This is a genomic window from Methylobacterium sp. CCH7-A2, assembly GCF_001557075.1.
GTDB lineage: Bacteria > Pseudomonadota > Alphaproteobacteria > Rhizobiales > Beijerinckiaceae > Allobosea > Allobosea massiliensis.
Genome location: NZ_LSKN01000126.1, coordinates 19,571 through 43,200, shown reverse-complemented (window position 1 = coordinate 43,200; position 23,630 = coordinate 19,571). Strand labels below are relative to the sequence as shown.

Sequence of the window (23,630 nt, the reverse complement as noted above, 5' to 3'; positions counted from 1 at the left end):
TCTCTCCGGCCCGCTCCAATTCAGGACTCGACCGGCCGTGCGACAAGTCTTATATAAGACATATGACCGAGTACAAGCGCGAAATCGCGCTTCCCTCCGAACCGGCCGGCGGTGCCGAAATCCTGGGCTTCCGGCCGCTTTACCGGCAGGTGAAGGACCATTTCGTGCGCCGACTCGTCGACGGAGTCTGGGCTCCCGGAACGGCCCTGCCGAGCGAGGGGCAACTCGCGGCCGAGCTCGGCGTCAGCCAGGGAACGGTCCGCAAGGCGCTCGACGAACTCGCGGCGGAGAACCTGCTGGTGCGCCGGCAGGGGCGCGGCACCTTCGTCGCCGAGCATGACGAGCAGCGCATCCTTTTTCAGTTCTTCAAGCTGGTGCCGGATGATGGCGCGGCCCGCTTTCCTGACAGCACGGTGCTGGCGACGGAAAGTGCCGAGGCCGATCCGGCCGAGCGTCAGGCGCTCGCGCTCGAAGTCGGCGAGACGGTGCTGCGGATTCGGCGCTTCCGCTCGCTCGGCGACAAGCCGGTGATCCTGGAGACGATCAGCCTGCCGGAGCGGCGCTTTCCCGGCCTCGCCAACGGGCCGATCCCGAACAATCTCTACAGCCTGTTCGCGACCCGCTACGGCGTGACGGTCGCCCATGCCCGTGAGAAGCTGAAGGCCGTGGCGCTGTCGCCCGAGGAGGCCCGCCGCCTCGGAACGGCCGCCGGCACGCCTGCCCTGCTGATCGACCGCCTCGCGCTGTCGCTCGAGGGCGCCCCCGTCGAACGACGTCTTAGCCTGTGTCTGACCGAGGAGGCTCACTACCAGTCCGATCTGCGCTGACGCGTTCGAGGTCCCTGAACTTTCCCACAAAGCCGACGAAGAGCGGCCGTTCACCACGACCCATGGAGGATACGCATGAGCATGACCAAGAGAGCGGCCTTGGCCGCGTTGCTGTCGGTAGGCCTGGCCGGCCCGGCGCTGGCGCAGAGTTTCCCGACCAAGCCGATCACCGTGATCGTCTCCTTCGCGGCCGGCGGCCCGAGCGACGTGATCGCGCGGTTGCTCGGCGAGCAGATGAGCAAGTCGCTGGGCCAGCCCGTGGTGGTCGAGAACGTCGCCGGGGCCGGCGGCACGGCGGGCGCCAAACGGGCGGCCGCGGCCGAGCCGGACGGCCATACCATCCTGATCCACCATCTCGCTCTGGCCGCGGCGCCGGCGCTCTACAACAATCTCGGCTACGACACGAAGACGGCCTTCGCGCCGATCGGTCTCGTCAACACAGGCCCGATGGTGATCGCCGGCAAGCTCGCCCTGCCGCCGACGGATGCGAAGTCCTTCTTCCCCTACATCAAGGCGAACGCTGAGAAGCTGACGGTGGCGCATGCCGGCGTCGGCTCGAATTCCCATCTTTGCGCCGTGCTGATGTCCCAGCAGCTCGGCGCCAAGTTCAACCAGGTGGCCTATCGCGGCACCGGCCCCGCGATGAACGACCTCGTCGGCGGGCAGATCGATGTCCTGTGCGACCAGTCGACCTCGGCGATCCCGCAGATCACCGGCAAGAGCATCCGCGCCTATGCGGTCACCTCGGCGCAGCGGCTCGACGTTCTGCCAGACGTGCCCACCATGGCGGAAGCCGGCGCCAAGCTCGACATGACGATCTGGCACGGGCTGTATGCGCCGAAGGGAACGCCCGCTCCCGTGCTCGACAAGCTCAACGCGGCGCTCCGCACGGCGCTGAAGGAGCCTTCGGTCATCGAGAAACTGAAGGCTTTCGGGACGAGCACCTTCCCCGAGAGCGGAATGACCCGCGAGGCCCATGCCAAGCTGTTTGCGGCCGAGATCGACAAGTGGGCGACCTCGCTGGCTGCGGCCGGCGTGAAGCCGCAGGGCTGAGCAGGCCCGGCCATGCCCGCCCCGCCTGCCTGCGCCGCTCGCCACCTGCGGCGGCGCATGCTAGGGGCCGGCTATGTCCAGCAATGTCGTCACGCTCGAAGCCTTCACAGCCCTGCCCGATCATGCACGGCTACTCGGGCTCGACCTCGGCACCAAGACGATCGGGCTCGCGCTCTCCGACGTGGAGCGCCAGATCGCGACGCCGCTCGAGACGATCAAGCGGGTCAAATTCACGCAGGACGCGGCGGCCTTGCTGCAGATCGCGGCGAAACATGGCGTCGTCGGGCTTGTCGTCGGCCTGCCGCTGAACATGGACGGCACGGAGGGGCCGCGCGTGCAGTCGACGCGGGCCTTCGTGCGCCACCTCGTACCGCTGACGCCGCTGCCGATCCTGTTCTGGGACGAGCGCATGTCGACGCTGGCCGTGACGCGCACCCTGCTCGATGCCGACGCCTCGCGCGCCAAGCGGGCCGCCGTCGTCGACAAGATGGCGGCAGCCTACATTCTCCAGGGCGCGCTCGACCGTCTGGCGCGGATCGAGAGCGCAGCCGCAGAGGACGCCGATCCCGACCAGCCCTGACGGGCCGCTTCGCCGCGCATGAAAAGCCCGCGCGTTGGCACGCGCGGGCTCTCCGACCGATTGTCGACGACGGTCAGCGATGGTCGCGGAAGTCGTAGGGCCGGTAGTAGGGGCGGTAGACCGGCGCCGGGGCGTAGACGGGAGCGGGCGCATAGACCGGCGCCGGGGCGTAGTATCCGTCGTAGTAAGGATCGGCATAGGCCCGGCGCTGCGAAGCGACGACCGCCGCGCCGAGGATGCCGAGACCCACGCCGGCGGCGATCGCTGCGCCACGGTTGCCGCGATGCCAGCCGCCCCGATATCCGCGGTAGCGATACTGGCTGTACTCGGCCTGTGCCTTGTCGAGGCGAGCCGGATCAACACTCACAGGCGCTCCCGCGGGGGCACCGGCGGCCATGGCCGGCGCGGTGAAGCCGGCGGAAACGACGCTCAGCGAGGCGAGCGCGACGATGGCGGTCTTCCTCAGCGACATCATGGTGGATCTCCTGTCTGCGGGGACGGCCCCGATTGCGAGGCAGTCTCGTCCCCAGCGGTTGAATGCGGCGTGAACCGATCGCGGCCGGATTGCGGCAGACGCAACGCCACCCGAAGGCAGCGTCCTTGCTCGACGCCGGCGGCCATGAAATGGAAGGCGGAGTTTCCGCTGCGGATGCCATGGCCGTCCGCGACATCAACGGCCCAAGGCCGGGCCGGTTCCCGTCCGGCAATCGCTACCGCCGGGTTCCGCCGGGCGGCCCCGCCTCTCCTCTCCTTGCCGAAGCCATGCTGACCAGCCTGATTGCCGTCTTCCTCGTTATCGCAACGGGCTGGTTCCTGAAGGTCCGCGGCATCGTGGGGCCGAGCCACTGGCTCGGCGTCGAGCGGCTGACCTATCAGGTGCTGTTTCCGGCCGTGGTGATCCATACGCTGGCCGTCGCCGATCTCAGCCGCCTGCCGGTGCTGGCGATGGGGCTGAGCCTGGTCCTCGCCATCCTGATCGTGGCCGCCCTGCTATTGCTTTCGCGCCCCATGCTGGCGCGGGCGGGGATCGACGGACCCGCCTTCACCTCGATCTTTCAGGGCTCGGTCCGCTGGAACACCTTCGTCGCGCTCGCGCTCGCCGCGGGCCTCCAGGGTCGCGACGGCACGACACTTATGGCGATCGCGGTCGCGGCGATGATCCCGCTCCTCAACGTCATGTGCGTGCTGGTGCTCTCGCGCTTCGCCCATGGCAGGCCGATGGGGCCTCTCGCGACGGTTCGCTCGATCGCCTTCAACCCGTTCATCTGGTCCTCGGCCGTCGGTCTCGTGCTGAACCAGTGCCAATGGATGCTGCCCGCCGCGATCGTCAGCTATCTCGACGTGATGGGGCGGGCGGCGCTGGGCGTCGGCCTGCTCGCCGTCGGCGCGGGCCTCGACCTACGCAGTCTCGCACGGCCGCGTACGGCGCATCTGGTGGCGGTCACCACCAAGCTGGTGGTGATGCCGCTGCTGGCATGGACGATAGCGCGCCATCTCGGACTGAACGGCCCGGCCCTGACGATGACGGTGGTCGCGGCCTCCGTGCCGACGGCGACGGCAGCCTATTTCCTCGCCCGCGATCTCGGTGGCGATGCCCCGCTGATGGCCGAGATCACCACCCTCCAGACGCTGCTCGCGCTGGGAACGCTGCCGCTCGCGGTTCTTTTCCTCGGCTGACGCCACCATATGCTTGAGATTGCCCCGAACTACTCGCTATGATTGCACCCTGTCGTGCCGGTGGGGGCGCGGCGCCTTCGCCGGGCTCAGCCCGGCTCGAGCGGAGATGCGTTGGGGATGAGGGGCAAGGGACAATCCGGGAGCACTCCGGCGTCGGCATCGGCAGGAAACCGGGACGAGGAGGAGCGCGGCGCAGGGACGACAAATCTGCCAGTTCAGGTGCTGAGAAGCCCGCCTCCGCGGGCCGCCCAGTCGGAAGTGGCCGGGTATATCGAGGTTCTGGTCGCTGAAATGCGGCTGATGGCGCAGACGGCCCATCTCGAAAGCCTCGCCTATTTCCTCGAAATGGCGCGTCTCGAGGCCGCGATCCAGGCCCGCCATCTCGCCCGCTGCGGCGGCGAGCGCGGTGGCTGAGCCGCGGCCGGACCGCCGGGCCCGTTTCGCCTTCTGGTTGCAGCCGCCGTGCCGGCGGTCAGTCCGGTGTTCGCGACAGCGCACCGCCCGGATGGCGCAGCACGACGCCATCGAGCTCGAGGTCCAGCACGGTCCGGCTGACCTCGCGGACGGAGCAGCCGCTGGCCCGCACCAGATCGTCCAACGAGACCGGTGCTGGACCCAGCAGAGCCAGGACGCGGCGGCGGAGGCCTTCGGAATCGCCCGGTACGGCTCCGGCGTCCTGCGTCACGGGCGCCGGCTCCGGCCAGAGCGCCAGTGGTGCCGGCTCGATGCCGGGTAGATCGAGTTCGTCCCAGAGTGGCTGAGACGGCGTCTCGCCGGCGCCGTCCCGCATCGTAGCCACGGGCCGAAGCAGCGCGTCCTCGCGACCGACCAGCGGCGCCAGCGCCTCGATCACATGGGCCGCCTCGGCACAGAGCGTCGCGCCCTCGCGGATCAGGTGATTGCCGCCTTCGGCACGGGGATCGAGCGGCGAGCCGGGTACGGCGAAGACGATGCGGCCCTGCTCGTTGGCGAAACGGGCGGTGATCAGCGAGCCCGATTTCCGCGCCGCCTCGACCACGACCGTGCCGAGCGACAGCCCCGAGACCAGACGGTTGCGGCGGGGAAAGTCGCGGCCGCGCGGGGCCAGCCCGAGCGGCATCTCGCTGACCGCGGCTCCGTCCTCGACGAGCCGCTGCAGCAGCGGGATATTCTGAGGCGGGTAGACCTCGTCCAGCCCGCCGGCGAGGACAGCGATCGTGCCCGTGGCGAGGCTGGCTTCATGGGCGGCGGTGTCTATGCCGCGTGCCAGACCCGAGACCACGACGAAACCCGCCTCCCCGAGATCGCGCGCGAGCCGCGCCGTGAATTTGAGCCCGGCGGCCGAGGCATTGCGCGAGCCGACGATCGCGACGCACGGGCGCAGCAGCACCTCGCTCCGGCCGAGCACGGCGATCAGCGGCGGAGCGGTATCGATCGCCTGGAGTGCGTTCGGATAGGCGGCCTCGCCCAACGCAACGAGGCGGGCGCCGCGGCGGCGCACCCCCTCCATCTCTCGCTCGGCTTCGGCCAGCGGGCAGATCCGGACGGTGCGGCCGGCCTGGCGTGCGAGGTCGGGCAAAGCCTCGATCGCTGCCGCGGCACCGCCGAAGCGGTTCATCAGCGAGCGGAAGGTGCGTGGCCCGACGCTTTCGCTGCGGATCAGCCGCAGCCAGTCGAGACGCTGGCGATCGCTGAGGACGATGCCAGCCATGGGCGCCTCAGCCCTTCTGCCCGATCTTGCCCTCGCGGCCGGCGAGGAGGCGGGCGATGTTGCTTCGGTGCATGAACCAGAGCAGCAGGGTCAGCACCGCCATCAGCAGCGCCGCACGGGCATCCCGCACCCAGAACAGCAGCAGAAGCGGGGTGAGCAGGCTCGCCACCAGCGCCGATAGCGACGAATAGCGGGTGAGATAGGCGATGCTCAGCCAGATCGCGGCGAAGATCAGCGCGATCGAGCCTTTCAGCGCTATCAGGATGCCGAGGAAGGTGGCGACGCCCTTGCCGCCCTTGAAGCGCAGCCAGACCGGAAAGAGATGGCCGAGGAAGGCACCGAAACCGGCCACCAGCCCGGCCTCGCGCGAGCCGAACAGCGCGGCGGCGAGCAGCACCGCGGCCGTACCCTTCAGCATGTCGCCGAGCAGGGTCAGCGCGGCCAGCTTTTTGTTGCCTGTGCGCAGCACATTGGTCGCGCCGATATTGCCAGAACCGATGCTGCGCAGATCCGGCCCGCCTGTCAGCCGGGTCAGAATCATGCCGAAGGGAATCGAGCCGAGCAGATAGCCGACGACGAGCGCTGCGCCCGCCACCGCCCCCGTCAGACCCCAGTTCAAGATCTCCGGCATGTGCCATCCCTGCTTCGTCCCGGCGCCTAGATGTAGAGCAGGAGCCACGCCGAGGGAAACGCCCGTTTGCCGCCTCGACGAGGACGGCTCATTCGCTTCCGGAAAGCCTGGGGAAAACCCGACGAGCGCGCGCCACAATCTCGACAGGGCCTCGCACGGCATGCCAACGAACGCGCGAAGAAACTGGGGCAAAGGCTTTCAAAACATGAGACTTTTTCTGACTGTTGCTGTCGCGCTCAGCGTCAGCGCCTGCGGGACCGTGACACGCGGATCGAACGAGGACGTGACCTTCAATTCCGAGCCGCCGGGCGCGAAGGTGACGACGTCGACCGGCCTTGTCTGCGCGGCGACGCCCTGCACCTTCCCGATCAGCCGCAAGCAGGAATTCATCGCGACCTTCGAGATGCCGGGCCACCATCCCCAGCAGATCGAGGTGAAGACCGAGGTCAGCGGCGGCGGTGCGGCCGGCATGGCCGGCAATGTGGTGGCCGGGGGCCTGATCGGCGTCGCCGTCGACGCCAGCACGGGCGCCTCCTACGACCATACGCCCAACCCCGTCTTCGCGCGGATGGTGCCGATCCGGCCCGAGCGGCAGCCTGTCGCTCCCAGCCGCCAGCGGCGTAGCGGCGCCCCCGGCGTCTGAGCGCATGACCTCCGTCGGCCGGGCGCGACCCGCTCAGCCGGCGGCGTTCTCGTAGACCACGCGGCCGCCGACATAGGTGGCGCGCACGATGCCCTCCAGCCGCGCCTCGTCGAAGGGCGAGTTCTTGGCGCGCGACTTGAGCTTGCGCTTGTCGACGACATAGGGCGCTTCGAGATCGAGCAGCATCAGGTCGGCCGGCGCGCCGGCTGCGAGCCTGCCGCAGCGCAGGCCGAGCAGACCGGCAGGCTTGGTGGACAGTGCCGCCAGCAGGTCCGGCAGAGCGATCTGACCGGCCTGCACGAGGCGCAACGAGGCCGAGAGCAGGGTCTCGATGCCGAGCGCGCCGTCGGCGGCCTCGGCGAAGGGCTGGCGCTTCGTCTCGACGTCCTGCGGATCGTGATCGGAGACGACGACGTCGATGACTCCCTCGGCCAGCGCCTCGACCAGCGCCAGTCGCTCGGGCTCGTCGCGCAACGGCGGCGAGACCTTGCAGAAGGTGCGGTAGTCGCCGACGTCGTTCTCGTTCAGCGTCAGACTGTTGATCGACGCGCCGCAGGTGACGCGAAGCCCGTCAGCCTTGGCCCGGCGGATGAGCTCGACCGAGTCCGCACAGGAAATCATCGCGGCGTGGTAACGCCCTCCGGTGGCCCGGGCGAGGCGCAGGTCGCGCTCGAGCATCACCGTCTCGGCCTCGCGCGGGATGCCCGGCAGGCCCTTGCGACTGGCGAACTCGCCCTCGGCCATGACGCCGGCGCCGCGCAGATCCGGATCCTCGACATGGTTCATGATCAGCGCGTCGAAGTCGCGGGCGTAGATCAGGGCGCGGCGCATGATCTGCGGGTTGCGCAGGGCCTTCGCACCGTCCCCGAAAGCGACCGCGCCGGCCTCGAGCAGCAGGCCGAACTCGGTGATCTCCTTGCCGTGCAGGCCCTTGGTCAGCGCGGCGCAGGGCAGGACGTTGACGATCGCCTTGTCGCGGGCGCGGCGCTTGATGAAATCGATGATCGCCGGATCGTCGATCGGCGGGTCGGTGTCCGGGCGGCAGACGACGGTCGTGACGCCGCCGGCGGCGGCCGCCTGCGACCCCGTCCCCAGCGTCTCGCGGAATTCGGCACCGGGCTCGCCGAGGAAAGCGCGCAGGTCGACCAGGCCGGGCGCGACGACGAGGCCGGCGGCGTCGATGCGGCGGGCGCCTTCAGGGGCGGCCGGCTCGGCGCCCCGGGCGATGTCGGCGATCGCCCCGTCGCGCAGCAGCAGCGAGCCCCGGCCCTGCCGACGCGCAGCCGGATCGACCAGTTCGGCATTGGCGATGACGGTGATCTGCGAGTCAGCCATTGCGGTCTCCCAGACCTCTGAAAAAGACGAGCCAGAACCGGACGATGCCGATGAAGAGGAGCAGCAGCAGACCGCCCCCGACGATGAAGGCCCAGGTCCAGCCCGAGCGGGCATCGTCATGCAGGAGCATCGCCGCCAGCGAGACATAGGCCAAGGCGAGCAGCCAGAGCGCGGCCCTTGCCTTGGCTGCCAATAAGCCGGTCGCGAGCCTCAGCATCGCGTCACAGATTAGGCAGATGCTGCGCCAGCGCGTCGAGCACGGCCATGCGCACCGCGACGCCCATCTCGACCTGCTCGCGGATCAGCGACTGGGCACCGTCGGCGACCTCGGAGGAGATCTCGACGCCGCGGTTCATCGGGCCGGGATGCATGACCAGCGCGTCGGGCTGCGCCCGCTGCAACTTCTCGCGATCGAGACCGAAATAGCGGAAATATTCCTTCGAGGAGGGCACGAAGGCGCCGTGCATGCGCTCGAGCTGGAGGCGCAGCATCATCACGATGTCAGCGCCTTCCAGGCCCTTGTTCATGTCCGTGAAGACCTCGACGCCCATGCGTTCGATGCCGGCGGGCAGCAGCGTTGAGGGCGCGATTAGGCGGACCTTGGCGCCGAGCGCATTGAGCAGGATGATGTTGGAGCGAGCGACGCGCGAATGCAGGATGTCGCCGCAGATCGCGACCGTCAGCCCCATGATCCGCCCCTTGTTGCGGCGGATGGTCAGGGCGTCGAGCAGGGCTTGCGTCGGATGCTCATGGGCGCCGTCGCCGGCATTCACCACCGAGCAGCCGACCTTCCGGGCCAGAAGATGGACCGCGCCGGCCGCATGGTGTCGCACGACGATGATGTCGGGCCGCATCGCGTTCAGCGTCGCGGCGGTGTCGATCAGCGTCTCGCCCTTCTTCACCGAGGAGGAGGCAACCGACATGTTCATGACGTCGGCGCCGAGGCGTTTTCCCGCCAGCTCGAAGGAAGCCTGCGTCCGGGTCGAGGGCTCGAAGAACAGGTTGATCTGGGTGCGGCCGCGCAGCGTCGCCGTCTTCTTCTCGACCTGACGGGAGAGCGCGACATAGGCGTCGGCCCGGTCCAGCAGCGCCTCGATGTCCAAATGGTTCAGCCCCTCGATCCCGAGGAGATGCCGGTGCGGGTAGAGCGGGGCTGACGATGTCATTTGAAGAGGGGTGTTTAGGCGCGAGTCGGCCGGCGTGCAAGCGCGCGATGGCGCTCTCCCGCATGCGGATGGCGGGATGGCGGAGGCGGCCGCATCGGGCTACGCCAAAGGCGATGGGGCGCGTCCACGGGCCCGCCGCCGCGAGGGAGCCCGCCAATGTCCGCCGCTTCTGTGCCCGCCGCCCATGGATCGCGCTGGAGCACGGTCGCACCCGGCGAAGCGGGCTTCGATCCGGCGCGGCTGGCGGAGGCTGTCGCCTTCGCGCAGGCCCATGAGAGCCCCTGGCCGAGAAGCCTCTATTGGCCGGACGGCACCTATGTCGGCAATCGCGAGTGGAACGAGAGCGGGCCCTGGACCGACATCGTCGGTCCCGTGCGCGAGCGCGGCGGTCCGGCCGGGCTGATCCTGAAGGGCGGGCGGATCGTGGCCGAATGGGGCGACACGAACCGCCCCGACATGACCTTCTCGATCGCCAAGAGCTATCTTTCGGTGCTGGCGGGGCTCGCCGTCGCCGACGGGCTGATCGCCGATCTCGACGAGCCGGTGGGTCGGAGCGTGCCCGGTCCCTTCTTCGAGGGCGCCCATAATGGTCGGGTCACCTGGCGGCATCTGCTGCAGCAATCGAGCGAATGGCAGGGCGAGATCTTCGGCAAGTCCGACCAGGTCGACCACAACCGACAGATCGGCCCCGGCGCCGACAACAGCCGCAAGGGCCAGAAGCGGGAGCTTCGCACCCCCGGCAGCTTCTATGAGTATAACGACGTGCGGGTGAACGTGCTGGGTTATGCGCTGCTGCAGCGCTTCCGCCGGCCTTTGCCCGAGGTCCTGCGCGAGCGCATCATGGACCCGATCGGTGCCTCCTCCGACTGGGAATGGCAGGGCTACGAGAACTCCTTCGTGGAGATTGACGGGCGGCAAATCCAGTCCGTGCCCGGCGGCGGCCATTGGGGCGGCGGCCTGTTCATCGGGGCGCGCGACCATGCCCGCTTCGGACTGCTGATGGCCCGGGGCGGCGATTGGGGCGGGCGCTGCCTGATCCCGGCCGACTGGATCAAGCAGATGGTGGCGCCCTCCCCGACGCTGGCCAATTACGGTTTCCTGTGGTGGCTGAACCGCGGCCCGACGGCCCGGCCGGCGATACCGGCGTCCGCCTACTGGGCGCTGGGCGCGGGCACCAACGTCATCCTGGTCGATGTGGAGAACGATCTCGTCGCGGTGCTGCGCTGGATCGACGGCGCGGCCTATGACGGGTTTCTCGCGGCGCTCTACGGCGCGCTGCGCTGAGACGGCGAGGGGCGGCACTGCCGCCCCTGCCCTTGCGGAGCCGGATCGGGCCCGCCATCTGCAGGCCTGCCGGGGGATGTGGCCAAAACGCCGCCGAACGGCTCAAAAGCGCAATCGGCGTTTGACACGGCCCGTTCCCTGAACCAACTTCGCGCGCAATTCCGAACCGCCGGGTCTTTCACCGGTCGCGGGACCGTTCCCAACAGGGTCGGTGCCGCGCTCAGAGAGGCTATGACCGAGACACCGCACCATGAAGCTCCTCGTCGTCGAGTCGCCGGCCAAGGCCAAGACGATCAACAAATATCTCGGCTCCGACTATGAGGTGATCGCCTCCTTCGGGCATATCCGCGATCTGCCGGCGAAGGACGGCTCGGTCGATCCCGAGCACGACTTCGCGATGAAGTGGGAGATCGAGGGGCGTGGCGCCAAGCAGGTCTCCGAGATCGTCAAGGCGCTGAAGGGCGCCGACAAGCTGATCCTCGCGACCGACCCCGACCGCGAGGGCGAGGCGATCTCCTGGCATGTGCTGGAGGCGCTCAATGCGAAGCGGGCGCTGAAGGGCATTCCCGTCGAGCGCGTCACCTTCAACGCCGTCACCAAGGACGCGGTGCAGACGGCTCTCGCCAATCCGCGCCAGGTCGACCAGGCGCTGGTCGACGCTTATCTGGCCCGTCGGGCGCTGGACTATCTCGTCGGCTTCACCCTTTCCCCCGTGCTCTGGCGCAAGCTTCCCGGCGCGCGCTCGGCGGGACGCGTGCAGTCGGTGGCGCTGCGGATCGTCTGCGACCGCGAGCGCGAGATCGAGGCCTTCCGGGCGCGCGAATACTGGTCGCTGGTGGCGACGCTGGCGACGAAGGCCGGCGGCGTCTTCGATGCCCGCCTCGTCGGCGCCGACGGCAAGAAGATCACGCGGCTCGACATCGGCACCGGCGACGAAGCCCGGGCCTTCAAGGAGGCACTGGAGAGCGCAGCCTTCAGCGTGGCGAATGTCGAGGCCAAGCCGGTCAAGCGCCACCCCTACCCGCCCTTCCAGACCTCGACCCTGCAGCAGGAGGCCTCGCGCAAGCTCGGACTCGCCCCGGCGCGGACAATGCAGCTGGCTCAGCGGCTCTATGAGGGCGTCGACATCGGCGGCGAGACGGTCGGTCTCATCACCTATATGCGAACCGACGGCGTCGACATGGACGGCTCGGCCATTGCCGCGGCGCGCCGCGTCATCGGCAAGGAATTCGGCGACGCCTATGTGCCAGGCGTTCCGCGCAAATATACGGTCAAGGCCAAGAACGCGCAGGAAGCCCACGAGGCGATCCGCCCGACCGATCTCGGCCGGCTGCCGGCGATGGTCGCGCGCCATCTCGAGCCCGAGCAGGCGCGTCTCTACGAGCTGATCTGGAAGCGCACCATCGCGAGCCAGATGGAATCGGCCTCGCTGGAGCGCACCACGGTCGACATCGCCGCGACCGTCGCCGGTCGCCATCTCGAGCTGCGCGCCACCGGCCAGGTCGTGCTCTTCGACGGATTCCTGACGCTGTATCAGGAGAGCCGCGACGACGAGGAGGACGAGGATTCCAAGAAGCTCCCGGCGATGAAGGCCGGCGACGGGCTGGAGAAGCGCGCCATCGCCGCCGAGCAGCATTTCACCGAGCCGCCGCCGCGCTATTCGGAAGCGAGCTTGGTCAAGCGCATGGAAGAGCTCGGCATCGGCCGGCCCTCCACCTATGCCGCGACGCTCTCGACCCTGCGCGACCGCGAATATGTCCGCATCGAGAAGAAGCGCCTCGTGCCCGAGGACAAGGGCATGCTGGTGACGGCGTTCCTGGAGAGCTTCTTCAACCGCTATGTTGCCTTCGACTTCACCGCGCTGCTCGAGGAGAAGCTCGACCGGGTCTCGAACGCCGAGATCGACTGGAAGGTGCTGCTGCGCGAATTCTGGGAGGAGTTCACCGCGGCGATCGGCGACACCAAGGAGCTGCGCGTCACCGAGGTGCTGGAGGCGCTGAACGGCGTGCTCGGGCCCCATGTCTTCCCGCCGCGCGAGGATGGCGGCGATCCGCGCGCCTGCCAGGTCTGCGGCACCGGCACGCTCTCGCTGAAGCTCGGCAAGTTCGGCGCCTTCGTCGGCTGCTCCAACTATCCCGAATGCCGCTACACCCGCCCGCTCACCGTCCAGGCCAGCGATGGCGAGGCGACCGCAGAGGGCGGCACTGGCGCGCCGGGCGTACGCATCCTCGGCAAGGACCCGGCGACCGACCAGGACGTCACCATCCGCGACGGGCGCTTCGGCCCCTATATCCAGCTCGGCGAGGGCGAAAAGCCCAAGCGCTCCAGCCTGCCCAAGGGCATGAGCCCCGGCAGCGTCGACCTCGAGAAGGCGCTGGCCCTGCTCTCGCTGCCCAAGGAGGTGGCGCGGCATCCCGAGAGCGGCGAGCCGATCCTCGCCGGCATCGGCCGCTACGGGCCTTACGTCCAGCACGGCAAGACCTACGCCAATATCGACAAGGACGACGACATCCTGCAGATCGGCGCCAACCGCGCCATCGACCTGATCGTCGCCAAGGAGAGCGGTGGCGGCGGCAGCCGCTTCGGGCGCGGCGCCGCGGTGCCGGGCCGGGAACTCGGCGAGCATCCGGCGGGCGGCAAGCTCGTGGTGCGGGCCGGCAAATACGGGCCTTACGTCAACTGGGGCAAGGTCAACGCGACCCTTCCGAAAGCGCTGACGCAGGAGGCGATCACGCTCGAGCAGGCGGTGGAGCTCGTCAACGCCAAGGCCGAGAGCAGCGGCGTCAAGGGGCCCGGCAAGGCCAAGGCCGCCAAGGCGTCGGCGAAGAAGCCTGCCGCCAAATCGGCAGCCAAGCCGGCTGCGGCCAAGGCGGGCGCGAAGACCGCGGCCGCCAAGCCGAAAGCCGGCGCAGCCAAGGCCAAGGCTGCCGCCAAGGGCTGAGGCGACCGGACGCGGCGCTTCAGAGAAAGCCGATCCAGCGGCCCGCCAGCAGCACGGCGAGCCAGAGCATCAGCGAGGCCAGCGCGCGCAGTTTCACCACCGCGGTGATCTCGCCCGCCAGCGCTCGGGTGTAGGCGGCGCTGCGGTGCTGCAGGGCGATGTTGGCGACCGCCAAAGCGAGCAGGCCGAGCTTCCAGAGGAAGGCGGCGTTGCGGGCATATTCGACCGGGCGCACGGTGAAGAGCCAGGCGCCGGTGACGAGCGCGAGGCCAAGCCCGATTCCCGCCATGCGCGACAGCACGGGCGCTAAGGCGGCGACCGGCACGCTGTGAAAGAGCCCGAGCAGCCGGAGGTCGAGCGGCCAGATCGCGCCGATCAGCAGGGCGAGGCCGAGAATGTGGCTCGCATTGACGAACAGATAGGCCGTGCCGCTCTGCTTGAGCAGCACGGCTCCGGGCCATGTCCCGACGCCGGCGAGAAGCTCCATGCGGCCTCAGTTGCTGCGGATGCGCTCCGGATACATGTCGTAATTCTTGCCGGCGATGACGATGCGCACGGCCTTCATATGGGCCTTGCTCTTGTCGAGATGGCGGTTGCCGAGCGCGGTGATCGCGTCGCCGGGCTTGGCCGTGTCGCCGGTGAAGCCCGAACGCGCGGTCTGGTTCGGGTTGCCGAGATCGACCTGCCATTCCTTGCCGTCCTCGGCTGCGACCATCAGCATCGGATGCGGCGGGGCCATCGAGATCGTCCGGATGGTGCCTTTCAGCTCCATCTGCTCGCCTTCGGCCCAGGCCCAGCCATGATGGGCCGCGACCGGCAGGGCTGCGGAAGCGGCAAGAAAGGCTGCGCCCGCCAACAGGCGGCGGCGTGACGGCATGGCGAGGCGGGCGAGAGGTGTCATCGGCAAGCTCCCTGGGGGATGATGAGGCTGAACCCTTCGGCTCCGCCCATCGTTCCGCACGCGCCGATCACGCGCTCCTCACCTCCGCGTCAACGCGAGGCGATCAGCGAGGCCGGCGCGTCGCGCATGCTGGCAACGACCACGATGCGCCTCACCTCGCCGCGCAGAAAGGCCTGCAGGAAGCGGTCATAATCCTTGAATGAGATGCAGCCATTGGACTGGCCGCTGGGTCCCAGCAGATAGGGGTGCGTCAGCAAGCCGGCCCGGCCATAGATCGCGCTGCTGCCCCCGACCGGGTGCATCCGCAGGGCGCGGTGGCCATGGAAGAGCGCCTCGCGCTCGACGAGATTGTAGGTGTGGGGCGGTGTCGCGCCATGCATCCGGACATGGACGTAGCGAGGATCGTCCATCTTGTCGCCGAAGCCGGAATGGGCCTCCAGCTTCTCGCCATTGGGCATGTGAACGGTCTTGCCGCTGATGTCGTAGATCGCGGTGCCCCCCTGCATCGCGCCCGGCGCCGGACCAAAGGAGGGGCTGAGACGGCGGCCGCGCGAGCGATCGATCTCGTCGTCGGATGGCGCGGCATAGGCCATGGCCGGCCCCTTGGGCTGGGGCGATGCGCCGAAGAGCTTCTCGAAGAAGGAACGGTTGTCCTCGACGACCGGAGCCGGCGTCGCCGCTGCGACGCGGGCGGCGCGGCGGGTCGGCTGGCGCAGCGCGATGGCAGGCGGCTCGGCCGCCTGCGGGGCCCGGAGGTCGGCCGGACGCGGCGCCGGCAGCGGCGTATCCTTGAGGATCCGGGTGACGGCCTGCGGCTCGACGGCGGGCGCGGCGGCGACGGCCGGCGAAGCCGGAGCCGGCGGGGCGACCGCGGGAGCCGCCGGCGCCGCCGGGAGGACAGCGACGACGGGAAGCTGGGCGGCGGATGAAGAGCGGGCAGCTTGGGCCAGTTCGCTAGGTTGGAGCCCAGCCTGCAGCGGCGCCTGCGCGCCGAAGGACGAGGGTGTCGTCCCGAGCGCAAAGCCCGGCTTCAGCAGGTCGCGATAGGCCGTCGACGAGGACGCGAGCGAGCCGGTCACCATGACGTCGCGCAGGGGCGCGGCCGCGGTGGGGCGCTGCGCCTCGTGACCGGGATCGAGCGCCACAAAGCCGACGCCGCAGGCGACGACGATGGCGGCGATCTGCAAAAAGACATTGTGGCTGACCCGGTAGCGGGTTCGCGGCGCCTTGCGCAGCCTGTAGCCCTGACCCGACATCCCGAACGCTCTCGACCCGACGCAACACACAGGCGCCGTCGCAACGGGAGGGCGCGAGCCGGCAAAGCGGCCTGGTTCGAGTAGAGGCGTTCTTGGTTAAGGCGGGGTGAAAACCGTCCGGCGATTGCGACAAAAACCGCGGGGCGGACCGGCTGCCCGGTCCGCCCCGCGGTCATGTCGCAAGCGAACTCTCGCCGCCGGTCAGAGCGGCTTCAGGCCGGCCTCGATCTGGGCACGGCGGGGCTCGAGGAAGGGCGGCAGGGAGAGCGCCTCCCCCATGGTCTCGGCCGGTTCGTCGGTCGCGAAGCCGGGCTCGTCGGTCGCGATCTCGATCAGAATGCCGTTGGGCTCGCGCAGATAGAGCGAGCGGAAATAGAAGCGATCGACCGGGCCGCTGTTGGGATAGCCGGCGGCGCGCAGGCGCTCGGCCCAGGCGTCGTAATCGGCGAAGGTCGGCGTGCGCAGCGCGAGGTGATGGACGCCACCGGCGCCTTCCCGCGCCTGCGGCAGGTCCGGCTCGACCGCGACATGGAGTTCGGCTGCCGGGCCGCCCTCCCCGATCTTGAAGACGTGGATCTCGTCGGTCGCATGGGCGGCGTCGCGATAGCTGCCGATGCGCTCCAGCCCCAGCAACTGGGTCAGCACCACTTCCGTTCGCTCCAGCTTCGGCACGGAGATGGTCACCGGGCCGAGCCCGCGGATCTGATGTTCCGGCGGGACCGGGCTCTTGTCCCAGACGACGAAGGGGATGTCGCCGCCATCGGCGAGCAGCGTCAGGCGCTGGCCCTCCGGGTCCTCGAAATCGACAGCCGAGCGGCCGTTGATGGTGCGGATGGGCGAAACCGCGACGCCGGCTGCGGTCAGGCGCTGGCGCCACCAGTCGAGCGAGGCCTCGTCGGCGACGCGCAGCGAGGTGCGGACGATCGAATGGGTGCCGCGGCGGGCGGGCGGGGCCGGCCAGTCGAAGAAGGTGAGATCCGTACCCGGCGAGCCGGCGCCATCGGCATAGAACAGGTGATAGGCGGAGGTGTCGTCCTGGTTCACCGTCTTCTTGACCAGGCGCATGCCCAGCGTTTCGACATAGAAGCGGCGATTGCCCGGCGCATCGGCCGAGATCGCGGTGACGTGGTGGATTCCGGTGAGCTTCATGGCGCCCTCTCTGGTCATCCGGGCGGAAGGCCCGGCGGTTGCGCCAGAGATAGCGACGTCGGCACGCCACGGCACCCGGCCGCCGGCAATCGCCTCATTGCTCCCGCGCAATGTTGTGCGGCCGACTCCATCGCCGGTTCAGGGCTTCGACGTCGGTGGGGCGGACGACATGTCCGGGACGTCGACCTTGTCGCCCTGATTGGTGGGCGTGGTGCAGTCCTGGGGCCGGTTCTTGCAGTCATAGACCATGGTCGGCGCGGCGGATTCCCCCGAGCGGCCGGCGTTGGGCAGGATCATGTTCTGACCCTTGTCGATCTCGGTCGGGTTGGTCGTCTTCGGCCCGAGGCCTCCGCTGGCCTGCGCTTGCGCCGGGTCGGAGGGCGGCGTGGTGGGCGGCGTCTGGGCCGACGCCACGAGCGGGAGGGCGGAGAGGGCCGCGACCAGCGCGAGCCGCGAGAGAGAGCGAACCATCGGGTTTCCTTCCACGGCCCGCATCCGGCGCGAGCCTCGGACACCCCAACCCAAGGGCACGCGCGATGTTCCGCTTCCTGCGGCGCCTGGTCCTCCCCGCAGAACCCGTCAGGCCGAGACGGCGTGGCGGCTCGGCTTGGCCTTGAGCTTGAGCGCCTCCAGGTCCTGCCGCTCGCGCGGCGTGTTGCGCAGGAGCTGGTCCTTGCCCGGCCCGTACTGCACCGGCTGCATCAGATCGACGCCATACCAGGCGGCCGAGCGCAGCACGAAGGACGGGTCCGACAGATGCGGCCGCCCGAGCGCGACGAGATCGGCCCGGCCGGAGGCGACGATCGTGTTGGCCTGGTCGGCGGTGGTGATGTTGCCGACGCACATGGTCGCGACGCGGGCCTCGTTGCGGATCTGGTCCGAGAACGGGGTCTGGAACATGCGGCCATAGACGGGCCGCGATTCGCGCACGGTCTGGCCGGTCGAGACATCGACGAGATCGCAGCCCTCGGCGGCGAAGGCCTCGGCGATCGCGACCGAATCCTCGGCCGATAGCCCGCCTTGCGCCCAGTCGGTCGCCGAGATGCGAACCGACATCGGCTTCTCGCGCGGCCAGGTCTCGCGCAGCGCGCGGAAGACCTCGAGCGGATAGCGCAGCCGGTTCTCGATGCTGCCGCCGTATTCATCGCCGCGGCGGTTGGTCAGCGGTGAGAGGAAGCTCGCCAGCAGGTAGCCATGGGCGCAGTGGAGTTCGAGCATGTCGAAGCCGGCGCGCGCGCCCCGCTCGGCGGCCGCGACGAACTCCGCCTTGACCCGGTCCATGTCGGCCCGCGTCATCTCGCGCGGCACCTGGCTCTCGGGATAGTAGGGCAAGGGCGAGGCCGAGATGATCGGCCAGGCACCCTCCGCCAGCGGGCGGTCCATGCCCTCCCACATCAGTTTCGTCGCCCCTTTTCGCCCGGCATGGCCGAGCTGGAGGCAGAGTTTTGCTGCCGAATTGGCATGGACGAAGGCGACGATGCGGCTCCAGGCGGCCTCCTGCTCGTCATTGTAGAGACCGGCGCAGCCGGGCGTGATCCGGGCATCGGCAGCGACGCAGGTCATCTCGGTGAAGATCAGACCGGGGCCGCCGATGGCGCGCGAGCCGTAATGCATCAGGTGCCAGTCGCCGGGCACGCCGTCATCAGCCGAGTACTGGCACATCGGCGCCAGGACGAGGCGGTTCTCCAGCGTGAGATCGCGCAGCTTCAGCGGCTGGAAGGCCGGCGGCACGGCGCTGCCGTCCTTGCGGCGGCGGGCGAGCGGGCCGAGTTCGCCGGCGACCATCTCGTCGACGGCCTTGACCATGTCGGGCGCGCGCAGAGCGAGATTGTCATAGGTGATCGCCTTGGAGCGCGTCATCAGGCCGAAGGCGAAGCGCAAGGGTTCGAAATCCCAGAAGCGGCCGAGCTGCTCGAACCAGACCAGCGAGACATCCGCGGCGTGCTGGGTCTTCTCGACCTCCTCGCGGCGGCTGCGCTCGAACAAAGCGAGCGCGTCCGCAACCTGCAGTCCGGCCTGATGGAAGGCCTTGTGCAGGCCGATCGCATCCTCCATCGCGAGCTTGGTGCCGGAGCCGATCGAAAAATGCGCCGTCGCCTTGGCGTCGCCCAGCAGGACGACGTTCTCGACCACCCAGTTGCGGCAGCGGATCATCGGGAAGTTGCGCCAGAGCGAGCGGTTGGTGATCAGCCGGTGGCCCTGCAGCTCCTCGGCGAAGACGCCTTCGAGGAAGGCGGCCGACGCCGCCTCGTCCATCGCGCCGAGGCCGGCCTTCCGGAAGGTCTCGGGGTCCGTTTCCAGCACCCAGGTCGAGCGGCCGGCCTCGTACTGGTAGCAATGGGCGATGAAGACGCCGTGCGGCGTCTCCTTGAAGAAGAAGGTGAAGGCGTCGAAGGGGCGGGTCGAGCCCATCCAGGTGAAGTGGTTGGGCCGCAGATCGACCTTCGGCTGGAAGCGGTCGCGCCAGCCCTCGCGGATGCGGCTGTTGATGCCGTCCGAGCCGACCACGAGATCGTAACTCGTCTTCAGCGTCTCGATGTCGGCAGCCTCCTCGCCGAAGCGCAACTCGACGCCGAGCTGGCGCGCCCTCGCCTGGATCAGCAGCAGCAGGGAGCGGCGCGAGCAGCCGCAGAAGCCGTTGCCGGAGACGCGGTGGACGCTGTCCTTGAAGTGGACCTCGATGTCGTCCCAATATGCGAAATTGTCGCGGATCGCGGCGTAGCTCGCCTCGTCGGCGGCCTTGAAGATGTCGAGCGTCTGGTCCGAGAAGACCACGCCGAAGCCGAAGGTGTCGTCCGGCTGGTTGCGTTCGAAGACCGTGATGTCGAGATCCGGCCAGTCCCGCTTCATCAGGAGCGCAAAATAGAGGCCCGCAGGCCCGCCGCCGACCACCGCGATACGCATCCGAAGCCCCTCGTCCCAACCGACCGGAAAATTATTTTAGGTCTGAAATAATTTTTGCTCAAGACCACGCGCCCCGCTTTGAGCGAGATCAAGTGACGCAGTGACGAACCTCAGGATAGCGGGCGCTTCCGCGCCAGATCGGGCGCGGGTCGGTGGGCTTCGGTGCCTGTCTCGCGGCGCTTGCAAAATGCTTTAGACCTAAAATACATTGGCGCATCGGGAGGCGGTACGGATGCTCCTTTCAGGGCGGCACGCAGTGGTGACGGGCGGCGGGCGCGGCATCGGCCGCGCCATCGCCGCACGCCTGCGCCGCGAGGGCGCGCGGGTCTCCATCCTCGGCCGCGACGTGGCGGCCCTGGCTGCGGCCTGCGCAGCGGGCGACGCCGATGCCCAGGCCGCCTGCGACGTCACCGATGCGAACGCGATGGCGCAGGCACTGGCGCAGCTCTCCGAGGGACGGCCGATCGACATCGCGGTCGCCAATGCGGGCGCCGTCGAGGCGGGGGCCTTTCTGCGTAGCCCGGCGGACCGCTTCCGCCGGATGACCGAGATCAACCTGATCGGCACGGTGAACCTGTTCCACGGTGCCCTGCCCGGCATGGTTGAGCGCGGCCATGGCCGGCTGATCGCGATCGGTTCGACCGCCGGCCATCGCGGCTATCCTCACGTATCGGCCTATGTCGCGGCCAAGCATGCCGTGATCGGGCTGGTGAAGTCGCTGGCACTGGAGACGGCGCGCAGCGGCGTGACGGTGAACGCGGTCAGCCCCGGCTATGCCGATACCGACATGGTCGCGAGCGGGCTCGACGCCATCGTCGCCAAGACGGGCGTCACCCGCGAGCAGGCGCTGGCCGGGATGGTCAAGGACAATCCGCTGGGGCGGCTGATCGCGCCGGAGGAGGTCGCGCAGGCGGTGCTCTATCTCTGCGGGCCGGCCAGCGGCGCTGTGACCGGCCAGTCCCTGATGATCAATGGCGGGGAGTTCTAGGCGATGGAGAGCATCCTCCCCGGCCTGATGCTCGACCGCGAGACCAAGGCGAGCGAGCGCCCCGGCGACCACAAGGACGAGTTGCGGCTCTGGCTGCGGCTGCTGACCTGCTCGACGCTGATCGAGACGGAGATCCGCAACCGGCTGCGCGAGGAATTCAGGACGACGCTGCCGCGCTTCGATCTGATGGCGCAGCTCGACAAGTCGAGCACCGGCATGACGGTCGGCGAGGTCTCGCAGCGGCTGATGGTCTCGAACGGCAACGTCACCGCCGTCGTCGCTGGGCTTCTGGCGGACGGGCTCGTCGACAAGCGCGCCGCGACGCAGGACCGGCGCGTGCAGGTCCTGACGCTGACCGCGCAGGGCCGCAAGGCCTTCAAAGCGATGGCCGAGCGGCACGAGGGCTGGATCGCCGAGCTCTTCGCGGGTCTCAACCAGCAGGAGCGGGCGCAGCTCTTCCGCCTGCTCGGACAGACCAAGGCCTCGCTGCACCGCGCGATCGCGGCAAGGGCGCAGGACGCCAGCCAGCCGGACGATGCCGGCAAGGGAGACGCCTCGTGACCACTCTGGCCAACGCCACGACCCTGCCGCTCGCGGCGTTCCAGCCGCAGCATTTTGCGCTCTCCGTCGCCGGCAAGGTCGCGACCGTGACGCTGAACCGGCCTGAGAAAAAGAATCCGCTGACCTTCGCAAGCTACCGCGAACTCACCGATTTCTTCCTCGCCGCGCAGAAGGAGGAGGACGTCAAGGCGATCGTGGTAACGGGCGCCGGCGGCAATTTCTCCTCCGGCGGCGACGTCTTCGAGATCATCGGCCCGCTGGTTGCGATGGAGACCAAGGACCTGCTGAAGTTCACCCGGATGACCGGCGAGCTCGTCAAGGCGATCCGCGCCTGCCCGCAGCCGGTGATCGCCGCCATCGACGGCGTCTGCGCCGGGGCGGGCGCGATCATCGCCATGGCGTCCGACCTCCGGCTCGGCACGGCCGAGAGCAAGATCGCCTTCCTGTTCAACCGCGTCGGGCTGGCCGGCTGCGACATGGGCGCCTGCGCGATGCTGCCGCGGATCATCGGCCAGGGCCGTGCGGCGGAGCTGCTCTACACGGGCCGGACACTGCGCGGCGAAGAGGCCGAGCGCTGGGGCTTCCTCAACCGGCTCGTCGCGAAGGAACAGGTTCTCGCCGAGGCGCAGGCGCTGGCCGCCGAACTGGCGGACGGGCCGACCTTCGCCAACGCCATGACCAAGCGCATGCTCGAGTTGGAATGGGCGATGTCGGTCGAAAGCGCGATCGAGGCGGAAGCCGTGGCGCAGGCGCTGTGCATGCAGACCGAGGATTTCGCCCGCGCCTACCACGCCTTCGCCAACAAGCAGAAGCCGGTCTTCGAGGGCAACTGAGATGGCTGCGACGAAGCTCGACGGACCTCATCTCCCGGGCCTTCTCGGCGACACGCTCGACTGGCCCTTCTTCGAGGACCGGCACCGCCGCTTCGCCGCCGAGCTTTCGGCCTGGGCCGACGCCACCCTGCCCGGCCTGCCCCATGACGATGTCGACGCGGCCTGCCGGGCGCGCGTCACGGCTCTCGGCGAAGGCGGCTTCCTCCGCGCCGTCGTGCCGGAGGCCTATGGCGGGCTGAACCCGGCGCTGGACGTGCGCACGCTCTGCCTCGCCCGTGAGATCCTGGCGGCGCGCGACGGGCTGGCGGATTTTTCCTTCGCGATGCAGGGGTTGGGCACCGGCGCGATCACGGTCGCGGGCTCCGACGCGCTGAAGCAGCGCATCCTGCCCGGCGTCTGCGAGGGCGCCCGGATCGCGGCCTTCGCGCTGTCCGAGAAGGAAGCGGGCTCCGACGTCGCGGCGATGGCGACCACCGCCACGCCCGACGGCAACGGCCATGTCCGGATCGACGGCGAGAAGAGCTGGATCTCGAATGGCGGCATCGCCGACCATTACGTCGTCTTCGCCCGCACCGGCGAGGCGCCGGGTGCGCGCGGGCTCTCCGCCTTCCTGGTCGAGGCGGACAATCCCGGCCTGAGCGTGACCGAGCGGATCGAGGTGATCGCGCCGCATCCGCTGGCGACGCTGCGTTTCGAGGCCTGCCGCGTGCCGGTCGAGAACCGGATCGGCGGCCCCGGCGACGGGTTCAAGGTCGCGATGGCGACGCTCGACATCTTCCGCTCGACGGTGGGCGCCGCGGCGCTGGGCTTCGCGCGGCGCGCGCTGCACGAGACGATCTCCCATGCCAGCACGCGCAAGCTCTTCGGCGGCACGCTGGGCGATCTCCAGCTCTCCCAGGCCGCCATCGCCGACAGCGCGGCCGAGGTCGATGCCGCTGCCCTGCTGGTCTACCGCGCCGCCTGGACCAAGGATCGCGGCGCGGCGCGCGTCACCCGCGAGGCCGCGCTCGCCAAACTCGTCGCGACGGAGAACGCCCAGAGTGTGATCGACCGGGCCGTCCAGATCCATGGCGGCCTCGGCGTCACCAAGGGCGTCAAGGTGGAGGAACTGTACCGGGAAATCCGGGCGCTGCGGATCTACGAAGGCGCCTCGGAAGTCCAGAAGGTCGTGATCGCGCGCGACCTCCTCAAGGCCAAGAGCTAGACGACGA

The 23,630-nt window shown here is 69.2% G+C and carries 24 protein-coding genes; 12 read left to right on the top strand and 12 right to left on the bottom strand.

Annotation, left to right across the window (positions count from 1 at the left end):
* The first annotated feature begins 62 nt into the window (after positions 1 to 62).
* From AX750_RS11150 to ruvX, 3 genes are all read left to right on the top strand, one after another.
* Positions 63 to 827 carry a GntR family transcriptional regulator gene (locus AX750_RS11150; RefSeq protein ID WP_067254156.1) on the top strand — a complete coding sequence of 255 codons (765 nt, stop codon included), beginning with the start codon at positions 63 to 65 and terminating at the stop codon, positions 825 to 827.
* 81 nt (positions 828 to 908) lie between these two features.
* Positions 909 to 1,880 (top strand): tripartite tricarboxylate transporter substrate-binding protein, encoded by a 972-nt coding sequence (locus AX750_RS11145; protein WP_067254236.1) that lies wholly within the window; start codon positions 909 to 911, stop codon positions 1,878 to 1,880.
* A 73-nt stretch (positions 1,881 to 1,953) separates the two neighbouring features.
* The gene (ruvX, locus tag AX750_RS11140; protein ID WP_067254153.1) at positions 1,954 to 2,460 is read left to right on the top strand and encodes a Holliday junction resolvase RuvX; all 507 of its coding nucleotides are present in this window, start codon (positions 1,954 to 1,956) and stop codon (positions 2,458 to 2,460) included.
* Positions 2,461 to 2,533: 73 nt separating this feature from the next.
* Here ruvX and AX750_RS11135 read toward each other — a convergent pair whose 3' ends face one another.
* The gene (locus AX750_RS11135; protein ID WP_067254150.1) at positions 2,534 to 2,935 is read right to left on the bottom strand and encodes a hypothetical protein; all 402 of its coding nucleotides are present in this window, start codon (positions 2,933 to 2,935) and stop codon (positions 2,534 to 2,536) included.
* Positions 2,936 to 3,114: 179 nt separating this feature from the next.
* On the opposite strand from AX750_RS11135, the gene AX750_RS11130 reads away from it, so the two are divergent.
* Positions 3,115 to 4,137 (top strand): AEC family transporter, encoded by a 1,023-nt coding sequence (locus AX750_RS11130; protein WP_197432809.1) that lies wholly within the window; start codon positions 3,115 to 3,117, stop codon positions 4,135 to 4,137.
* Between the two features lie 258 nt (positions 4,138 to 4,395).
* Positions 4,396 to 4,551: a hypothetical protein gene (locus AX750_RS26725; RefSeq protein ID WP_156450014.1), complete on the top strand. Its 156-nt coding sequence runs from the start codon at positions 4,396 to 4,398 to the stop codon at positions 4,549 to 4,551.
* 58 nt (positions 4,552 to 4,609) lie between these two features.
* Here AX750_RS26725 and dprA read toward each other — a convergent pair whose 3' ends face one another.
* On the bottom strand, positions 4,610 to 5,818 hold the full coding sequence (gene dprA, locus AX750_RS11125) for a DNA-processing protein DprA (protein WP_067254230.1): 1,209 nt from the start codon (positions 5,816 to 5,818) through the stop codon (positions 4,610 to 4,612).
* 16 nt (positions 5,819 to 5,834) lie between these two features.
* Positions 5,835 to 6,458, bottom strand: a complete 624-nt coding sequence (gene plsY, locus AX750_RS11120; protein WP_156450013.1) for a glycerol-3-phosphate 1-O-acyltransferase PlsY — start codon at positions 6,456 to 6,458, stop codon at positions 5,835 to 5,837.
* Between the two features lie 205 nt (positions 6,459 to 6,663).
* On the opposite strand from plsY, the gene AX750_RS11115 reads away from it, so the two are divergent.
* A complete protein-coding gene (locus AX750_RS11115) occupies positions 6,664 to 7,101 on the top strand; it encodes a translation initiation factor 2 (protein WP_067254147.1) in 438 nt (145 codons plus the stop codon).
* A gap of 33 nt (positions 7,102 to 7,134) precedes the next feature.
* Here AX750_RS11115 and pyrC read toward each other — a convergent pair whose 3' ends face one another.
* From pyrC to AX750_RS11100, 3 genes are read right to left on the bottom strand one after another with little or no spacing between them, the layout of a single operon-like run.
* On the bottom strand, positions 7,135 to 8,436 hold the full coding sequence (pyrC, locus tag AX750_RS11110) for a dihydroorotase (RefSeq protein WP_067254143.1): 1,302 nt from the start codon (positions 8,434 to 8,436) through the stop codon (positions 7,135 to 7,137).
* Positions 8,429 to 8,653 carry a hypothetical protein gene (locus tag AX750_RS11105; RefSeq protein WP_067254140.1) on the bottom strand — a complete coding sequence of 75 codons (225 nt, stop codon included), beginning with the start codon at positions 8,651 to 8,653 and terminating at the stop codon, positions 8,429 to 8,431. The genes pyrC and AX750_RS11105 overlap by 8 nt, the downstream gene beginning before the upstream one ends.
* Positions 8,654 to 8,657: 4 nt before the next feature.
* Positions 8,658 to 9,602, bottom strand: coding sequence for an aspartate carbamoyltransferase catalytic subunit (locus AX750_RS11100; protein WP_067254138.1), 945 nt, complete (start codon positions 9,600 to 9,602; stop codon positions 8,658 to 8,660).
* Positions 9,603 to 9,758: 156 nt separating this feature from the next.
* Between AX750_RS11100 and AX750_RS11095 the strand changes: the two genes are divergently transcribed.
* Positions 9,759 to 10,886, top strand: coding sequence for a serine hydrolase (locus AX750_RS11095; RefSeq protein ID WP_067254134.1), 1,128 nt, complete (start codon positions 9,759 to 9,761; stop codon positions 10,884 to 10,886).
* A gap of 250 nt (positions 10,887 to 11,136) precedes the next feature.
* Entirely contained in the window at positions 11,137 to 13,827 is a 2,691-nt protein-coding gene (gene topA, locus AX750_RS11090) for a type I DNA topoisomerase (RefSeq protein WP_067254131.1), read from the top strand.
* A 19-nt stretch (positions 13,828 to 13,846) separates the two neighbouring features.
* Here the strand turns inward: topA and AX750_RS11085 are convergent, their stop codons facing one another.
* The 6 genes from AX750_RS11085 to AX750_RS11060 form a co-directional block, all read right to left on the bottom strand.
* Entirely contained in the window at positions 13,847 to 14,314 is a 468-nt protein-coding gene (locus AX750_RS11085) for a DUF6644 family protein (protein WP_067254127.1), read from the bottom strand.
* Between the two features lie 6 nt (positions 14,315 to 14,320).
* The gene (locus tag AX750_RS11080; RefSeq protein ID WP_197432808.1) at positions 14,321 to 14,728 is read right to left on the bottom strand and encodes a DUF6152 family protein; all 408 of its coding nucleotides are present in this window, start codon (positions 14,726 to 14,728) and stop codon (positions 14,321 to 14,323) included.
* Positions 14,729 to 14,817: 89 nt separating this feature from the next.
* The gene (locus tag AX750_RS11075; protein ID WP_067254123.1) at positions 14,818 to 15,984 is read right to left on the bottom strand and encodes a DUF2778 domain-containing protein; all 1,167 of its coding nucleotides are present in this window, start codon (positions 15,982 to 15,984) and stop codon (positions 14,818 to 14,820) included.
* A 201-nt stretch (positions 15,985 to 16,185) separates the two neighbouring features.
* A complete protein-coding gene (locus tag AX750_RS11070; protein WP_067254120.1) occupies positions 16,186 to 17,133 on the bottom strand; it encodes a ring-cleaving dioxygenase in 948 nt (315 codons plus the stop codon).
* 138 nt (positions 17,134 to 17,271) lie between these two features.
* Positions 17,272 to 17,604 (bottom strand): hypothetical protein, encoded by a 333-nt coding sequence (locus tag AX750_RS11065; protein WP_067254117.1) that lies wholly within the window; start codon positions 17,602 to 17,604, stop codon positions 17,272 to 17,274.
* Positions 17,605 to 17,712: 108 nt separating this feature from the next.
* Entirely contained in the window at positions 17,713 to 20,037 is a 2,325-nt protein-coding gene (locus AX750_RS11060; protein ID WP_067254113.1) for a bifunctional salicylyl-CoA 5-hydroxylase/oxidoreductase, read from the bottom strand.
* Between the two features lie 232 nt (positions 20,038 to 20,269).
* Here AX750_RS11060 and AX750_RS11055 point away from each other — a divergent pair, with 232 nt between their 5' ends.
* The 4 genes from AX750_RS11055 to AX750_RS11040 are packed head-to-tail and all read left to right on the top strand — an operon-like array spanning position 20,270 to position 23,623.
* Positions 20,270 to 21,025 carry an SDR family oxidoreductase gene (locus AX750_RS11055; protein WP_067254110.1) on the top strand — a complete coding sequence of 252 codons (756 nt, stop codon included), beginning with the start codon at positions 20,270 to 20,272 and terminating at the stop codon, positions 21,023 to 21,025.
* A 3-nt stretch (positions 21,026 to 21,028) separates the two neighbouring features.
* Complete coding sequence (locus tag AX750_RS11050) at positions 21,029 to 21,586, top strand: MarR family transcriptional regulator (RefSeq protein ID WP_245282369.1); 558 nt, start codon at positions 21,029 to 21,031, stop codon at positions 21,584 to 21,586.
* A complete protein-coding gene (locus AX750_RS11045) occupies positions 21,583 to 22,419 on the top strand; it encodes an enoyl-CoA hydratase family protein (protein ID WP_067254107.1) in 837 nt (278 codons plus the stop codon). Before AX750_RS11050 ends, AX750_RS11045 begins: the two co-directional genes overlap by 4 nt.
* Before the next feature lies 1 nt (position 22,420).
* A complete protein-coding gene (locus AX750_RS11040) occupies positions 22,421 to 23,623 on the top strand; it encodes an acyl-CoA dehydrogenase family protein (protein ID WP_067254104.1) in 1,203 nt (400 codons plus the stop codon).
* Positions 23,624 to 23,630 lie beyond the last annotated feature (7 nt).

Coding starts and splice junctions, on each gene's coding strand:
- AX750_RS11130 (WP_197432809.1), top strand. CDS start 3,115: ATGGCCGTCCGCGACATCAACGGCCCAAGGCCGGGCCGGTTCCCGTCC.
- pyrC (WP_067254143.1), bottom strand. CDS start 8,436: ATGGCTGACTCGCAGATCACCGTCATCGCCAATGCCGAACTGGTCGAT.
- AX750_RS11080 (WP_197432808.1), bottom strand. CDS start 14,728: ATGACACCTCTCGCCCGCCTCGCCATGCCGTCACGCCGCCGCCTGTTG.
- AX750_RS11085 (WP_067254127.1), bottom strand. CDS start 14,314: ATGGAGCTTCTCGCCGGCGTCGGGACATGGCCCGGAGCCGTGCTGCTC.
- AX750_RS11070 (WP_067254120.1), bottom strand. CDS start 17,133: ATGAAGCTCACCGGAATCCACCACGTCACCGCGATCTCGGCCGATGCG.
- AX750_RS11150 (WP_067254156.1), top strand. CDS start 63: ATGACCGAGTACAAGCGCGAAATCGCGCTTCCCTCCGAACCGGCCGGC.
- AX750_RS11055 (WP_067254110.1), top strand. CDS start 20,270: ATGCTCCTTTCAGGGCGGCACGCAGTGGTGACGGGCGGCGGGCGCGGC.
- AX750_RS11135 (WP_067254150.1), bottom strand. CDS start 2,935: ATGATGTCGCTGAGGAAGACCGCCATCGTCGCGCTCGCCTCGCTGAGC.
- AX750_RS11115 (WP_067254147.1), top strand. CDS start 6,664: ATGAGACTTTTTCTGACTGTTGCTGTCGCGCTCAGCGTCAGCGCCTGC.
- AX750_RS11065 (WP_067254117.1), bottom strand. CDS start 17,604: ATGGTTCGCTCTCTCTCGCGGCTCGCGCTGGTCGCGGCCCTCTCCGCC.
- AX750_RS11060 (WP_067254113.1), bottom strand. CDS start 20,037: ATGCGTATCGCGGTGGTCGGCGGCGGGCCTGCGGGCCTCTATTTTGCG.
- ruvX (WP_067254153.1), top strand. CDS start 1,954: ATGTCCAGCAATGTCGTCACGCTCGAAGCCTTCACAGCCCTGCCCGAT.
- AX750_RS11095 (WP_067254134.1), top strand. CDS start 9,759: ATGTCCGCCGCTTCTGTGCCCGCCGCCCATGGATCGCGCTGGAGCACG.
- topA (WP_067254131.1), top strand. CDS start 11,137: ATGAAGCTCCTCGTCGTCGAGTCGCCGGCCAAGGCCAAGACGATCAAC.
- AX750_RS11075 (WP_067254123.1), bottom strand. CDS start 15,984: ATGTCGGGTCAGGGCTACAGGCTGCGCAAGGCGCCGCGAACCCGCTAC.
- AX750_RS11105 (WP_067254140.1), bottom strand. CDS start 8,653: ATGCTGAGGCTCGCGACCGGCTTATTGGCAGCCAAGGCAAGGGCCGCG.
- plsY (WP_156450013.1), bottom strand. CDS start 6,458: ATGCCGGAGATCTTGAACTGGGGTCTGACGGGGGCGGTGGCGGGCGCA.
- AX750_RS11050 (WP_245282369.1), top strand. CDS start 21,029: ATGGAGAGCATCCTCCCCGGCCTGATGCTCGACCGCGAGACCAAGGCG.
- AX750_RS11145 (WP_067254236.1), top strand. CDS start 909: ATGACCAAGAGAGCGGCCTTGGCCGCGTTGCTGTCGGTAGGCCTGGCC.
- AX750_RS11040 (WP_067254104.1), top strand. CDS start 22,421: ATGGCTGCGACGAAGCTCGACGGACCTCATCTCCCGGGCCTTCTCGGC.
- AX750_RS11100 (WP_067254138.1), bottom strand. CDS start 9,602: ATGACATCGTCAGCCCCGCTCTACCCGCACCGGCATCTCCTCGGGATC.